At 61.8% G+C, this 13,191-nt stretch carries 10 protein-coding genes; 2 read left to right on the forward strand and 8 right to left on the reverse strand.

Going from position 1 to position 13,191, the window contains the following annotated elements:
• Positions 1-139: 139 nt before the first annotated feature.
• Positions 140-910, forward strand: a complete 771-nt coding sequence (locus tag DBR00_RS05035; protein WP_108485877.1) for a ParA family protein — start codon at positions 140-142, stop codon at positions 908-910.
• Between the two features lie 183 nt (positions 911-1,093).
• Here the strand turns inward: DBR00_RS05035 and DBR00_RS05040 are convergent, their stop codons facing one another.
• From DBR00_RS05040 to DBR00_RS05060, 5 genes are all read right to left on the reverse strand, one after another.
• Positions 1,094-1,894, reverse strand: coding sequence for a universal stress protein (locus tag DBR00_RS05040; RefSeq protein WP_108485878.1), 801 nt, complete (start codon positions 1,892-1,894; stop codon positions 1,094-1,096).
• An 88-nt stretch (positions 1,895-1,982) separates the two neighbouring features.
• Entirely contained in the window at positions 1,983-2,426 is a 444-nt protein-coding gene (locus tag DBR00_RS05045; RefSeq protein ID WP_108485879.1) for a YiiD C-terminal domain-containing protein, read from the reverse strand.
• Between the two features lie 94 nt (positions 2,427-2,520).
• Positions 2,521-2,955 carry a thioredoxin TrxC gene (trxC, locus tag DBR00_RS05050; protein ID WP_108485880.1) on the reverse strand — a complete coding sequence of 145 codons (435 nt, stop codon included), beginning with the start codon at positions 2,953-2,955 and terminating at the stop codon, positions 2,521-2,523.
• A gap of 60 nt (positions 2,956-3,015) precedes the next feature.
• A complete protein-coding gene (locus DBR00_RS05055) occupies positions 3,016-4,293 on the reverse strand; it encodes a bifunctional O-acetylhomoserine aminocarboxypropyltransferase/cysteine synthase (RefSeq protein ID WP_108485881.1) in 1,278 nt (425 codons plus the stop codon).
• Positions 4,294-4,424: 131 nt separating this feature from the next.
• Positions 4,425-5,405: a sulfite exporter TauE/SafE family protein gene (locus DBR00_RS05060; RefSeq protein ID WP_108485882.1), complete on the reverse strand. Its 981-nt coding sequence runs from the start codon at positions 5,403-5,405 to the stop codon at positions 4,425-4,427.
• A 215-nt stretch (positions 5,406-5,620) separates the two neighbouring features.
• Between DBR00_RS05060 and DBR00_RS05065 the strand changes: the two genes are divergently transcribed.
• Positions 5,621-6,319 (forward strand): aspartate/glutamate racemase family protein, encoded by a 699-nt coding sequence (locus DBR00_RS05065; RefSeq protein WP_108485883.1) that lies wholly within the window; start codon positions 5,621-5,623, stop codon positions 6,317-6,319.
• Between the two features lie 88 nt (positions 6,320-6,407).
• Here DBR00_RS05065 and selO read toward each other — a convergent pair whose 3' ends face one another.
• The 3 genes from selO to DBR00_RS05080 all read right to left on the reverse strand — a co-directional run bounded on the left by selO (position 6,408) and on the right by DBR00_RS05080 (position 13,155).
• Positions 6,408-7,868: a protein adenylyltransferase SelO gene (gene selO / locus DBR00_RS05070; RefSeq protein ID WP_108485884.1), complete on the reverse strand. Its 1,461-nt coding sequence runs from the start codon at positions 7,866-7,868 to the stop codon at positions 6,408-6,410.
• Positions 7,869-7,941: 73 nt separating this feature from the next.
• The gene (mscK, locus tag DBR00_RS05075) at positions 7,942-11,301 is read right to left on the reverse strand and encodes a mechanosensitive channel MscK (protein ID WP_108485885.1); all 3,360 of its coding nucleotides are present in this window, start codon (positions 11,299-11,301) and stop codon (positions 7,942-7,944) included.
• Positions 11,302-11,409: 108 nt separating this feature from the next.
• A complete protein-coding gene (locus tag DBR00_RS05080) occupies positions 11,410-13,155 on the reverse strand; it encodes a potassium/proton antiporter (protein WP_108485886.1) in 1,746 nt (581 codons plus the stop codon).
• Positions 13,156-13,191: the final 36 nt, after the last annotated feature.

A 13,191-nucleotide genomic window follows, 5' to 3' on the forward strand; every position in this document is an offset into this window, starting at 1 on the left:
CGCGGCTCGTGCGCAAATCCATGGCGCAGGCTTCAGACCACTGGCGGCAGAGCAATTGCCGAAAATCTCGCCCTTGTCACGCGGTTTGCATAGAATTCGGGACCATTTCGGGGTTAATGCGGGATCAGGGAGGTGTTTCATGCGGCGCGTGATCTTCAATCAGAAGGGCGGTGTGGGTAAATCCAGTATTGCCTGCAACCTGGCCGCGGTGAGTGCTTCCCAGGGCTATCGCACCCTGCTAATCGATCTGGATGCCCAGGCCAATTCGACCCATTACCTCACCGGCCTGACTGGCGATGACATCCCCATGGGCATTGCCGAGTTCTTCAAGGGCACGCTGTCGTCTGCGCCGTTCGGCAAGAAGGGCGGCGTGGACATCTACGAAACGCCCTTTGAAAACCTGCATGTCGTGACCGCGACGGCTGAGCTGGCTGACTTGCAGCCCAAGCTGGAGCAGAAGCACAAGATCAACAAGCTGCGCAAACTGCTCGAAGAACTCAGCGAAGACTATGAGCGGATTTACCTCGATACGCCGCCAGCGTTGAATTTCTACACCGTCTCCGCGTTGATCGCCGCTGACCGCGTGTTGATTCCGTTTGATTGCGACAGCTTCTCGCGTCAGGCGCTGTATGGCTTGCTGCGTGAAATCGAAGAGCTCAAGGAAGACCACAATGAGGGCCTGGAGGTGGAGGGCATCGTGGTCAACCAGTTCCAGCCGCGCGCCAGTTTGCCGCAGCAGCTATTGGAAGAGCTGATCGCTGAAGGGTTGCCGGTATTGCCGGTTAACTTGATGAGTTCGGTGAAGATGCGTGAGTCGCATCAGGCCTGTACACCGCTGATCTACCTGGACCGCAGCCACAAACTGACGCAGCAGTTTGTCGAGTTGCATGACCTGCTTAACGACAATTGAGCGTTGGCTGTAATTAAAAAAAGCTGCCTAGGCAGCTTTTTTATTGGCTGGTTCAGAGCCTATTGAAGATCTCGCGAGCTAGAGCCGTGCAAGGCGAAAACAGGTGAGGACGCGGAGTGTACTTTTGTACATGAGCATTCCGAACTTGTTTTCAACGCAGCAGGGCCGACGCGCAGCAGATCGTCAGCGGACGACGTAGATGTCGCAGGGTGCCTTGTGCAGAAAGTGCTGCGCCAAGCTGCCCAGCAACGCTTGCGACAATGCGCTGCGGCCATGGCTGCCCAGTACCAGCAGTTCGATATCGTGGCTTTTCAGGCGGGCTTGCAGGCAACGCAGAATGCCGCCCTGTTCCACTGAGTGGCTCAGGGTCGGACCTTTTTCCGGCAGGTTCTGTGCTTCGTCTTCCAGCAACTGGTTGATCAGTGCCTTCTGTGTGGTCAATTGCGCTTCGACCTGCTTGGGCGTGCCCTTGTCCGGTTCAAACACATGCAGGGCATGCAGATCGGCACTTTCCGGTAGCAGGCGATAGGCTTGGCCGAGGGCGCTGCAGGCGCACAGGGAGAAGTCGATGGCAGCCAGGGCGCGCTCATACGGACTGAAATTGTTGCGCGCCACCAGCAGCAGCGGCACCGGGCAGTTGCGCGCAATGCGGTCGAGGCTGGTGCCGGAGAAGAAGTCGTGGCGCTGGTGATGGCCGCCAAGTACCAGCAGGTCGCAATCCAGCTCGTTGAGCTGCTGCAGGACCACTTCCGAGGGTTTGATGCCGCTGCGGATCAGCAGCTGGCTGCCGGGCGGGGCGTACTGCGTCAGGCTGCGATCCAGGGTCTGTTTGGCCTGTTCATGCTCCTGGCTACTCTTGCTCGGGTCGAGCACATGCAGGATGGTCAGTTTGGCGTTGAACTGCTTGGCCAGCTGCGTGGCGCGGCACAGCGCCATATCGGCAGTATCGCGCAGGTCGTGGGCAATAAGGATGTGACTGGGCATGGTCGGCGTTCTCCTGCCGATGCATGTCGGCACATTTATTGTGACCTCGAGTCATAGCTGGACTTTTGACCCAGGGCAAGGTCAGGCGTCAGCGCGTGCGTAATTGGTACAAGCCGCGACTCTGAGCCACTACTTCACCACTGTCGTCGGTCAGCTGCAACTCTAAAACGTATTCCGCTTTGCCCTCTTCTGTTGCCTGTTTTTGCAGCCGCTGGATTTCTTCCTCTGCAAGGTGTGCCTCGACCCAGATATCGCCGCTGGCCGGGCGCCGAAAGCGCAGGTTCATTTCCTTGACGATGGGGTAGAAACGCCGGGTATCGAAGCTGGTGAGAAACAACGCACCGCCCGGAATTTCCGCCAGGGTGAACAGTGCGCCGGCGTACATGCTGCCGATATGGTTCTGGTTGCCCGCCAGCGGCATGCGCAGACGGACATGACCCACTTCCAGCATTTCCGCTTTGAGGCCGCTGCGCTGGACAAAGGCAATCTGTTCTTCGGTGAGCTGGCGCACCAGTTCAAAGGGCATTGGCATGGTTGGCTCCACAGTTATTGTTGTGCAGCCAGCCTAAAGGTTGGTCGTGATTGGAGTAATGACCGCGCTGCCGTGGCCTGATTGACCGATCCGCTCAAATGCCCTGCTGGCGCAGCCAGCCAAGCAGTTGCGGCAAGGGCAGTGCGCCACTCTGGCGGGCAACTTCCACACCGCCCTTGAGCAGGATCAGCGTTGGGATCGAGCGAATGCCCATTTCCGCCGACAGCTGAGGGTTGGCTTCGCTGTCCAGCTTGGCCAGGCGGCAGTGGCCTTGCAGTTGCGCGGCGGCCTGTTCGTAGATCGGGGCAAAGCTGCGGCAGGGGCCGCACCAGCTGGCCCAGACATCAATCAGCAGCGGCAGGTCGCCCTTGTTCTGCGCGTCGAAGTTGGCTTGGGTCAGGTCGAAGGGTGTGCTGGGCAGCACTGCCGATTTGCAGCGGCCGCAGCGCGGCGTATCGCCCAGACGCTCGGCGGGAATACGATTAAGACCGTTGCAGTGTGGGCAGGGGATCAGCAGGGGATTGGACATGGGCGACTCCAGAGGCGGTTATCCCTTATCTGGAGTCGCTTGCGCGGATATCAAGGGCGATTAGCGCGCCGCGGCGTCCAGCGCCTGGGCCAGGTCGGCGAGAATGTCGTCGCTGTGCTCAATGCCAATCGACAGGCGCACCATGTCGCGCGGTACGCCGGCACGCTCCAGTTCTTCGTCATTCAGCTGGCGGTGGGTGGTCGAGGCCGGGTGGCAGGCCAGCGATTTGGCATCGCCGATGTTGACCAGGCGCACCACCAGCTGCAGCGCATCGATAAAGCGCGCGCCGGCTTCCTGACCACCGACAATGCCGAACGAGAGGATCGAGGCCGGTTTGCCGCCGCAGTAACGTTGCGCCAGTGCATGCTCGGGGTGATCCGGCAGGCCGGCGTATTTCACCCAAGCCACTTGCGGGTGATTTTGCAGGTAATGGGCGACCTTCAGTGCGTTCTCGCAGTGGCGCTCCATGCGCAGCGCCAGGGTTTCCAGGCCTTGCAGAATCAGGAAAGCGTTGAACGGCGAGAGTGCCGCACCGGTGTTGCGCAACGGCACCACGCGGCAGCGACCGATAAAGGCCGCCGGGCCGAAGGCTTCGGTGTAGGTCACGCCGTGGTAGGACGGGTCCGGGGTGTTCAGCAGCGGGAAGCGCGCCTTGTTGTCGGCCCAGGGGAATTTGCCGGAATCCACCACGATGCCGCCGATGCTGGTGCCGTGACCGCCGATGTATTTGGTCAGCGAGTGCACGACGATGTCCGCGCCATGCTCGAACGGGCGGCAGAGGATCGGCGTGGCCACGGTGTTGTCGACGATCAACGGCACGCCATGGCGGTGCGCGGCGGCGGCCAGCGCGGCGAGGTCAACGATATTGCCGGCCGGGTTGCCGATGGATTCGCAGAACACCGCTTTGGTGCGCTCGTCGATCAGCGCTTCGAGGGCGGCGATGTCGTCATGGGCGGCGAAGCGGGTCTGAATGCCGAAGCGCGGCAGGGTGTGGGCCAGCAGGTTGTAGGTGCCGCCATACAGTTTGGCCACCGAGACGATATTGTCACCGGCTTCGGCGACGGTCTGGATCGCGTAGGTGATCGCGGCCATGCCCGAGGCCACGGCCAGCGCGCCGACGCCACCTTCCAGCGCCGCCACGCGCTCTTCGAGCACGGCGTTGGTCGGGTTCATGATCCGTGAATAGATATTGCCGGCGACCTTCAGGTCGAACAGATCGGCACCATGCTGGGTGTCGTCGAAGGCAAAGGAGCTGGTCTGGTAGATCGGCACCGCCACCGCCTTGGTGGTCGGGTCGGGGCTGTAGCCGGCGTGGATGGCCAGGGTTTCCAATTTCATGCGCGCGTTCCTTCAGGGCAGTTTGAAAGACCCGCAGCATGGCCAAAGCAAGAAGGCCCGGTCAATGCGCTGGGGCAATGAAACGGGCCTTTGTTAGAACGTTTTATAAGATGCTTATGACGCTACCCGTCTTAGCTCAGGGCCTTATATATGTTGTAGGCGCTGATCAGGGTGATCAGGCAACCGACGATGGTCAGTAGCGTGCGCGCCGACAGCTTTTTGCACAGCAGCGCGGCGAACGGTGCGGCGAACATGCCGCCAAACACCAGACCGGCGACCATCATCCAGGTGTCCGGTTGGCCGGCGAGGAGGATGAATGAGGCGGCGCTGGTGATGGTCAGGAAGAACTCGGCGAAGTTCACCGAGCCGATCGTGGTGCGTGGGTCGCTACCCGATCCGAGCAGGCTGCTGGTGACCACCGGCCCCCAGCCGCCGCCGCCGGCGGCATCGACGAAGCCACCAAACAGCGCGAGTTTGGCCACATGCTTGGGCTCACTGCGTTGCTGCTGCACGTGGCGATACGCCTTGCGCAGAATGTACAGGCCCATCAGCAGCAGGTAAGCGGAGATGAATGGCTTCATCACTTCGCCATCGAAACTGGTGATCAGCACCGCGCCGAGCACGGCACCGATGATCCCGGGCAGCAGCAGGCGCAGAAACAGCGATTTGTTGACGTTGCCCAGCTTGGCGTGGGAAATCCCCGACAGGCCGGTGGTGAACACTTCGGCGATGTGCACGCTGGCACTGGCGGCAGCGGGAGAGGCGCCAGCACTGAGCAGGAAGGTAGTGGCTGTTATGCCATAAGCCATGCCCAGCGCGCCGTCGATGACCTGGGCGAAAAAGCCGACCGCCACCGCGCTCCAGAAGGTCGGGCTGCGCAGGGTGGTTTCGATGATCTGCAGGCCGCTATGGCCGTTGTTGTCGCCGAAGAACAGGCGCCAGGCGAGAAACAGCAGCAGGCCGATCAGGGTCAGCGCGGCGAACCATACGGCTGCTCGCAGTACGGGGTGATTGTCCGGGTGGGTGACGAAGTCTTCTACAGGGGGGAGCCCCAACGCCTGATGCTCGTCATTGAGCGGGCTTGAGCTGAGATCGAGATTACGAATTTTCATAACTAGGGGCGCGCCTGACAGCGGGTGGTAGAACAGGGCGTAAAACAGGCCGCGAAGATAATCGGCTTTGCTTAGAGAGTCTAAGAATGTTTGGAAAGGTTTATATGCCTTTTCGATTTAATAGATAAGGCTGTACCGGCTGCTCTACTGCGCACTGTGCCTGTGCGCCGGACCCGTGGCGGATTAGGCTCAAGGCTTTATCGAGTGGAGGTGATATGCGTCAGTTAGGCATTCTGGGTGGTATGAGTTGGGAGTCCACGGCCAGCTATTACCGCTTGCTCAACCAGGGCGTGCGCGAATGCCTCGGTGGGTTGCACTCGGCGCCCTTGTTGCTGCATTCAGTGGATTTTGCCGAGATCGCCGAGCTGCAGCGGCGCGCGGACTGGCAGGCGGCGGGTGAGCTATTGGCCTGTGCCGCGCAGAGCCTGAAGCAGGCCGGCGCGACAGCTTTGCTGCTGGCCACCAACACCATGCACAAGGTGGCGCCGGCCATCGAAGCGGCGGTGGACATTCCCCTGCTGCATATCGGCGATGCGGTTGGCCAGGCCCTGCAACGCCAAGGTGTGCGCCGTGCGGCCCTGCTCGGGACGCGGTTCACCATGCAGGAGGACTTCTACCGCGAGCGCCTGGCTGAGCGTTTTGCCATCGACGTGATCACCCCGAACGCCGTGCAGATGACTGAAATTGACCGGGTGATCTTTGCCGAGCTGTGTCAGGGGCAGTTTTTGCCGCAGGCGCGGGCGTTCTATCTGGACTGTTTGCATACGCTGCAGGGGCAGGGCGCCGAGGTGGCGATTCTTGGCTGCACCGAGATCGGTTTGCTGCTCGATGGGCTGGATGCTCCGCTGCCCTTGCTCGACAGTACCGAACTGCATGTGGCGATGGGGCTGGAGTGGATGCTGAGTGGTTCGTAGGTTGGGTTGAGCGTGCGAAGCCCAACAGGGCGCGCGTAGCGCTCCACCCGGCTATCGTTGGGCTTCGTCGCAGGCTCCTCAACCCAACCTACGACGAGCAGCTGATTTCCAGATGCTTGCCCCATTCCGGCGGGCGCTGGGCGTAGTGTTCGAAGCCGGGCTGCTCGTCGAAGGGGCGCGACAGCACCTGATGCAGCTCACGCACCGGGGCGTAATCGCCCTGTTCGGCGGCTTCGATCACTTGCTGGGCCAGGTAGTTGCGCAATATGTACTTGGGGTTGGCCGCGTGCATGTGCGTACGCCGTTGCAGTTGGTCGTCACCATCGCGGGCACTGCGCGCCAGGTAGTCGGTAGCCCAGGCATCGAAACCAGCCAGGTCAGTGAAATCGTCGCGCAGCCGCGCTACGGCTTGCGCTGCCGGGCTGTCGCCGAGCTCGCGGAAGAACAGGGTGTAATCCACCGCGCTGCTTTGCATCAGTTGCAGCAGGCGCTGCACCAGGGCTTCATCGCCCTCATCGGCACTGAGCAGGCCCAGGCGCTTGCGCATCAGGTCGAGGTAATGCGCCTGGTACAGCGGCAGGAACAGGCCGAGCGTCTCGCGCAGCGCTTCTACATCGACCAGCGGTACCAGAGCCTGGCCGAGGGCGGCGAGGTTCCACTGGGCAATGGGCACCTGATTGCTGAAACTGTAGCGGCCGGTGTCATCGGAATGGTTGCAGATATGCTGGGCATCGAAATCATCGAGAAAGGCGTAGGGGCCGTAATCGAAGGTGATGCCGAGGATCGACATGTTGTCGGTGTTCATCACGCCATGGCAGAAACCGTAGGCCTGCCAGTAGGCGATCATCGCGGCGTTACGCTCGATAATTTCGCGGAACATTGCCAGGTATGGCTGTTCCTGCTGTAAACAGCCGGCGTAGTGGCAGTGCAGCACATGCTCGGCGAGCTGTTTGAGCAGCTCATGCTGCTGGGTGTAATAGAAGTACTCGAAGTGGCCGAAGCGGATATGACTGGGTGCCAGGCGCAGCACCATCGCCGCGGTTTCCCGTTTTTCGCGCCACACCGGGGTGCTGGAGCCGGTCACGCACAGCGCCCGCGAGCTGGGGATGCCGAGGGCGTGCAGGTGTTCGCTGGCGAGAAACTCGCGAATTGATGAGCGCAATACGGCACGGCCGTCGCCCATGCGCGAGTAGGGCGTTTGTCCGGCTCCTTTGAGGTGCAGGTCCCAGTGCTCGCCGGCGTCGTTGATGACCTCGCCCAGCAGCAGGCCACGGCCATCGCCCAGGCGCGGGTTGTAGCCGCCAAACTGATGCCCGGAATAGACCATGGCGCGCGGCTCGGCGGTGCTCCACAGCTTGTGCCCGGCGAAGATCTGCGCGACCACCTCGCTGTCGGCTTCGCTCGGGTCCAGATCAAGCAGGGCCATGGCGGCCGGGCTGGCAACGACCAGGCGCGGCTCGGCAATCGGCTCGGGCAGCACATGGGTGGAAAAGGCGTCGCCGAGGCGGGCGAAGCGGTTATCGAACTGCAACTCGATCAGCGACTTCACGATCAGGCTCCAACCGGGCGAAACCGCCCAGCAGTGGTCAGGTAACGGCCCGCAGAGGCGGGCCGGTGGCGCGTTACTGTGGATCGACGGCCGGAGTGGGAGGCGGCAGTTTGCTCTGCTGGGCATCAGCGACGGCCGTAGCGGCGACCATTTGCCCGGTGGTCAGGTTGAGTTCCTGGCCATGCAGGTTCTTGATCATCACCTCGACCTGGTTGAAGGCCATCTCCACGTTGTGCTCACGGAAGCTCAGGGCAATGCGCGTGAGGATCTCGTCGGTGGCGGCGTTGCGATCGCCCAGCTCGCGTACGTGGAAGCGCAGTTCGTAGTCGAAGGTGCTGGCACTGATGGTCAGGAAGAACAGCAGTGGTGCCGGATCGCGCAGTACCCGTGGGTTTTCCTCGGCGGCCTGCATCATCAGTTTGCGAGCCAGGGGCAGATCGGTCTCGTAGGCCACGCCGATCTTCACGATGACCCGGGTGACGGTATCGTTGAGTGACCAGTTGATCAGTTGCCCGGTGACGAAGGTCTTGTTCGGTACGATGATTTCTTTACGGTCGAAATCGGTGATGGTGGTGGCGCGGATGCGGATCTTGCTCACGGTGCCGGACAGGTTGCCGATGGTCACCACGTCGCCGATGCGCACCGGGCGCTCGAACAGGATGATCAGGCCGGAGATGAAGTTGGCGAATATCTCCTGCAGGCCGAAGCCCAGGCCGACCGATAGCGCGGCAACCAGCCATTGCAACTTGTCCCAGCTGACGCCGAGGGTTGACAGGGTGGCGACAAAACCGATGCCGACAATCGCATAGGACAGCAGGGTGGTGGTGGCGTAGGCGCTGCCCTGGGCCAGGTTCAGCCTGGAGAGCACCAGCACTTCAAGCAGACCGGGCAGGTTGCGCCCCAGGGCAATGGTGATGCCGACGATGATCAGGGCGCCGAGCACATCACTGAGGCTGATCGGCACCAGAGTGGCGGCGTCGCCGGTGCCGCTGCTGTATTGGTAAAGGGTGATGTTGTCGAGGTAGGCGAATACCGAGATCAGGTCTGCCCAGACCCAGTACAGCCCAGCGATAAAGGTGCCGAGCAGGGCCAGACGAATCAGGCGCAGCGACTGCTGGTTGACCTGTTCGATATCCAGTGTTGGCTCCTCGACCAGGGTTTCCGTGCCTTCGCCGCTGTCCTTGCTCTGTGCCTGGCGTTTGGCCGTGGCGCGCTGGTAGGCCAGGCGCCGCGCCGCCACGCCCAGGCCGCGTACGAAGGTGGCTTCGACGACCAGCCAGATCACCAGCAGATAAAGCGTGTTGATCAGGCGATCACTCAGTTTCAGAGCGGTGTAGTAGTAGCCGAAGCTGACCGCGACAATCAGTGCCAGGGGCAACAGGCTGAAGCCGATGCCGATCAGCATGCGGAAAGCCGAGGCGTGTTCGCGTGCCGGGCCGGTGAGCAACAGTTTGTGCAGCAACCAGACCATCAGCGCATAACAGGTCAGCACCACGGTCAGGCCGATCACGTCATCGCCCAGGCCGGCGGGCTGGTGTTTGGCCACCGTGACCACCGCCACCAGGGCCATCACCACCAACCCCAGACGGCGTACCTGGCGGTGCAGGAAGGCCACTTGCGGGCGACCCCAGCGGAAGTGCAGTTCCGCCACGCCACCATCAGCGAGGATGCGGTACAGGGTGTAGAACACCAGCCAGGCCTGGGCCATCTGAAACAGCGCCTCACCCAGGTTGGCGTTCTGTCCACGGGCGTCCATTTGCAGGGCAAAGCCGCATAACGCCAGGAACAGCGTGCCAGGCAGTGCCAGCAACACGTTGAGCATGATTGCCATGGGGGTGTGTAACTGGCTGTCACGCTTGAAGTGGCCGATGTCCTGATGCAGTTCGGTGAGCTTGCGGTACAGGTACCCACGCCGCCAGAGCAGTACAACGATCAGCAGCAGCAAGGGTAGAAACAGCAGCGGACGTTCGGTCAGGCCAGCGCCCAACTGGTGCAGGTTGGCGCCCCAGGGCAGTTCGGCAATCTGCCGCTCGAGCAGGTGTGGCACCGACTTGAACCAGGCCAGGTCCAGTGGCTTGTTGCTGGGAATCCAGAACATCTGTTCGTCGAGGGTCGCGCGCAGGGCTTCGGCGGTGGTCTTCAGCTGTTTCTGGTTGAGCTGCAGGGTGATGGACTCGTTCAGCAGGCTGTTCAGCTCGCGGTTGAGCCGATCAATCAATTCGCGGCGGGTATCGATGATGGCCAGCAGGTCATTGCGCAGTTCGGTGATGTTCGACTCGTTGGCCTGACTGCTGAGCAAGCTGTCGACGTAGGCCACGGGGTTGTTGATGGCTTCGCGCTGTTGATTGAGTTCGAACTGATACAGGCGCAGATCGGCAATCTGGTCGGGCAGGTTGCTGTCGATTTTCAGGGTCGGCAACGCCTGCTGTTGCTTATAAAGAATGCGCGAAAGCAACAGGCTGCCTTGCAGCACGCTGATCTGTTCTTCCAGGGCCTGGTCGCTCTGGCTCAGGCTGTCGAGCTGCTGCTTGGTCTGCAGGTTCAGGCGCGTCAGCTCGCTGAGCCGGTCGGTGGCGCGCAGCAGGTAATCGGACAGTTTCAGGTTGTGTGCACTTTCCTGCGCCAACAGGCTGTCGCTACCGGCTTTTTCGGCCTCGCGGGACTGTTCGGCGAGGGTCTGCTCAGAGAGGTTGCGGCGCTTTTCGTTGATCAGGGTCTGCAGGTCGAGCAGTTCCTGTTCCAGGCGCTTGATACGCTCCTCCAGCAAGCTGCGGCGGCTGTTACCGAGATCCTGCAGCAGGCTGTTGCCAGCCAGCTCCTGGCGGCGCAGTTGGGTTTGCGCATCGAGCTTGGCCAGTTCGGCATTCAGTTGATCACGGCGTTCGCTGCTCAGCGGTTTGCCGGCATCGCGGCCGCTCTTGAGGATGGCGTTGATCTTCTGGCTGCGGGTCTGGTTGTCACTGATCTCAGCCTGAGCGCGTTCCGGCCGGGTTTGCGCGGTGGTCACCAGGCTGTTGGCCTCGATGATCTGTTTTTGCCACTCGTTGAGTTGTGCGTTGCGTTCTGCCAGCAGTTGTTCGAGTTGAGTCAGGGCACTTTTGCCATAGCGCAGATTGACCTGGGTAGGCGTGCTGTTCTTCAGTCGCTGGTAATCGCGCTGTGCCTCAGCAATCAGGCGTGGTGCTTGTTGCAGCTGTTTTTCAAGGTCGGCCAGGCGTTGCTGGCTGTCGGCCTGCTCGTTGAGCAGGGCGAGGGTCTTTTCCAGTGTCTGCTTGATTGCCAGTTGCTCGGCTTCTGGCAACTTGCGATCGGCCAGGCTGTCCAGGCTGCTTTGCACGGCAGCTCGGCTGGGGGCGTCGGCCGCCTGTAGCAGTGGGGTATTCAGGCACAGCCCGAACAGGGTGATGGCAAGGCAAATGCGAAGAGAGGGCATAGTGACGATCGTTGGCTCGAAAAGAAGCTGAGTTTAACAGGCGCGTGGGTCAGCGCCTGTGTTGCGCATAACGGGCCGTGCAGAACGGTGTTCTGCGCGTGCACCGGGCTACAGGAACAAGCTCGGAGCGGGGCTGCTGCCTTCGGGGAATCTGACGCCGACTTTGCGGATCTTGTTCCCTTCCATGGCCGCCACTGTCCAGGTCAGGCCTTGCCATTCGACCTGGTCACCAATGACCGGCTCACCCCCAATTTCATGGGTGATAAACCGGCCCAGCGGCATCTGGCCATCGGTCTCACCCAGTTTCAGGCCATAAAGGGCTGCGACTGCGGCCAGTTCGGCATCACCTTCCAGGACAAAATCACCAAAGAAGCGCAGGTCCTGACCGCGTTTGGGCGCCTGACTGAACAGCCGGCCCAGGGCGGTGAGGTTATGTTCGTGGCCGACCACGCAGAGCAGATCACCGGCTTCCAGTGTGGTACTGCCGGAGGGATGCAGCAGCTCGCGGTCACGGAACAGTGCAGCGATACGTGTACCTTCCGGCATGTTCAGCTCGCGCAGCGCCGCTCCGATACACCACTTTTCTGCGCCGAGGCGGTAGATGAACAGCTCCCACTCGCTGGTTGGGTGGGTTTCCAGGCCCGCGCGGGAAATCGGCGCCGGATCAGGCGGTACGGTGACCTTCAGCAGCTTGGCTGCCCAGGGCAGGCTGGTGCCCTGCAGCAGCAGCGACACCAATACGATGAAGAAGGCCACGTTGAAGAACAGCTGGGCATTCGCTAGGCCGGCCATCAGCGGGAACACGGCGAGAATGATCGGCACTGCGCCGCGCAGGCCGACCCAGGCGATGAAGGCCTTCTCGCGGTCGTGGAAGGCGCGGAACGGCAGCAGGCCGATGAATACTGACAGCGGCCGGGCGAACAGGATCATCCACAGCGCCAGGCCCAGAGCCGGCAGGGCAATGGGCAGCAACTCGTGCGGGGTGACCAGCAGGCCAAGGACCAGGAACATACCGATCTGCGCCAGCCAGGTTAGACCGTCGAGGAAATGCAGGATGCCGTGACGCGAGCGGATCGGCCGGTTGCCCAGCAGCAGGCCGCACAGGTAGATGGCGAGGATGCCGCTGCCGCCCACGGCGTTGGTCACCGCGAAGATCATGATCCCGCCGCTGACCACCAGCAGCGGATAGAGGCCGTTGGCCAGGGTCATGCGGTTGACCACCTGCAGCAGCAACCAGCCAGCGCCAAGGCCGAGCAGGCCGCCGATGCCGAACTGCTGGATCAGGTGCACGACGAAGGTCCAGCTGAAGCCGGACTCGCCGCTGGCAAGCAGCTCGATCAGCGTTACGGTGAGGAACACCGCCATCGGGTCGTTGCTGCCCGACTCGATTTCCAGGGTGGCGCTGACTCGCTCGTTGAGCCCGCGTCCGCCGAGCAGACTGAACACTGCAGCGGCGTCGGTGGAGCCGACGATGGCGCCGATCAGCAGACCTTCCATCCAGCTCAGTTCGAACAGCCAGGCCGCTGCGATGCCGGTCAGTCCGGCGGTAATCAATACACCGACGGTGGCCAGTGAAAGTGAGGGCCACAAGGCCACGCGGAAGCTGGATACGCGGGTTCGCATGCCGCCATCGAGCAGGATGATGGCCAGCGCCAGGTTGCCTACCAGGTAAGCCGTTGAGTAGTCGTTGAACGCGATGCCGCCGGGGCCGTCGGTGCCGGCGAACATGCCGACCACAAGAAAGATCACCAGAATCGGGATGCCGAAGCGTGAACCGAATGCACTGACCAGAATGCTCATTGCCACCAGCACGCCACCGATCAAAAACAGATTATTGATGGTGCTGGCATCCAAGGCGCGTACTCCGTGCGAGGTGGTCGACTGCGCCAG

This window comes from Pseudomonas sp. HMWF032 (assembly GCF_003060885.1).
Taxonomy (GTDB): Bacteria; Pseudomonadota; Gammaproteobacteria; order Pseudomonadales; family Pseudomonadaceae; genus Aquipseudomonas.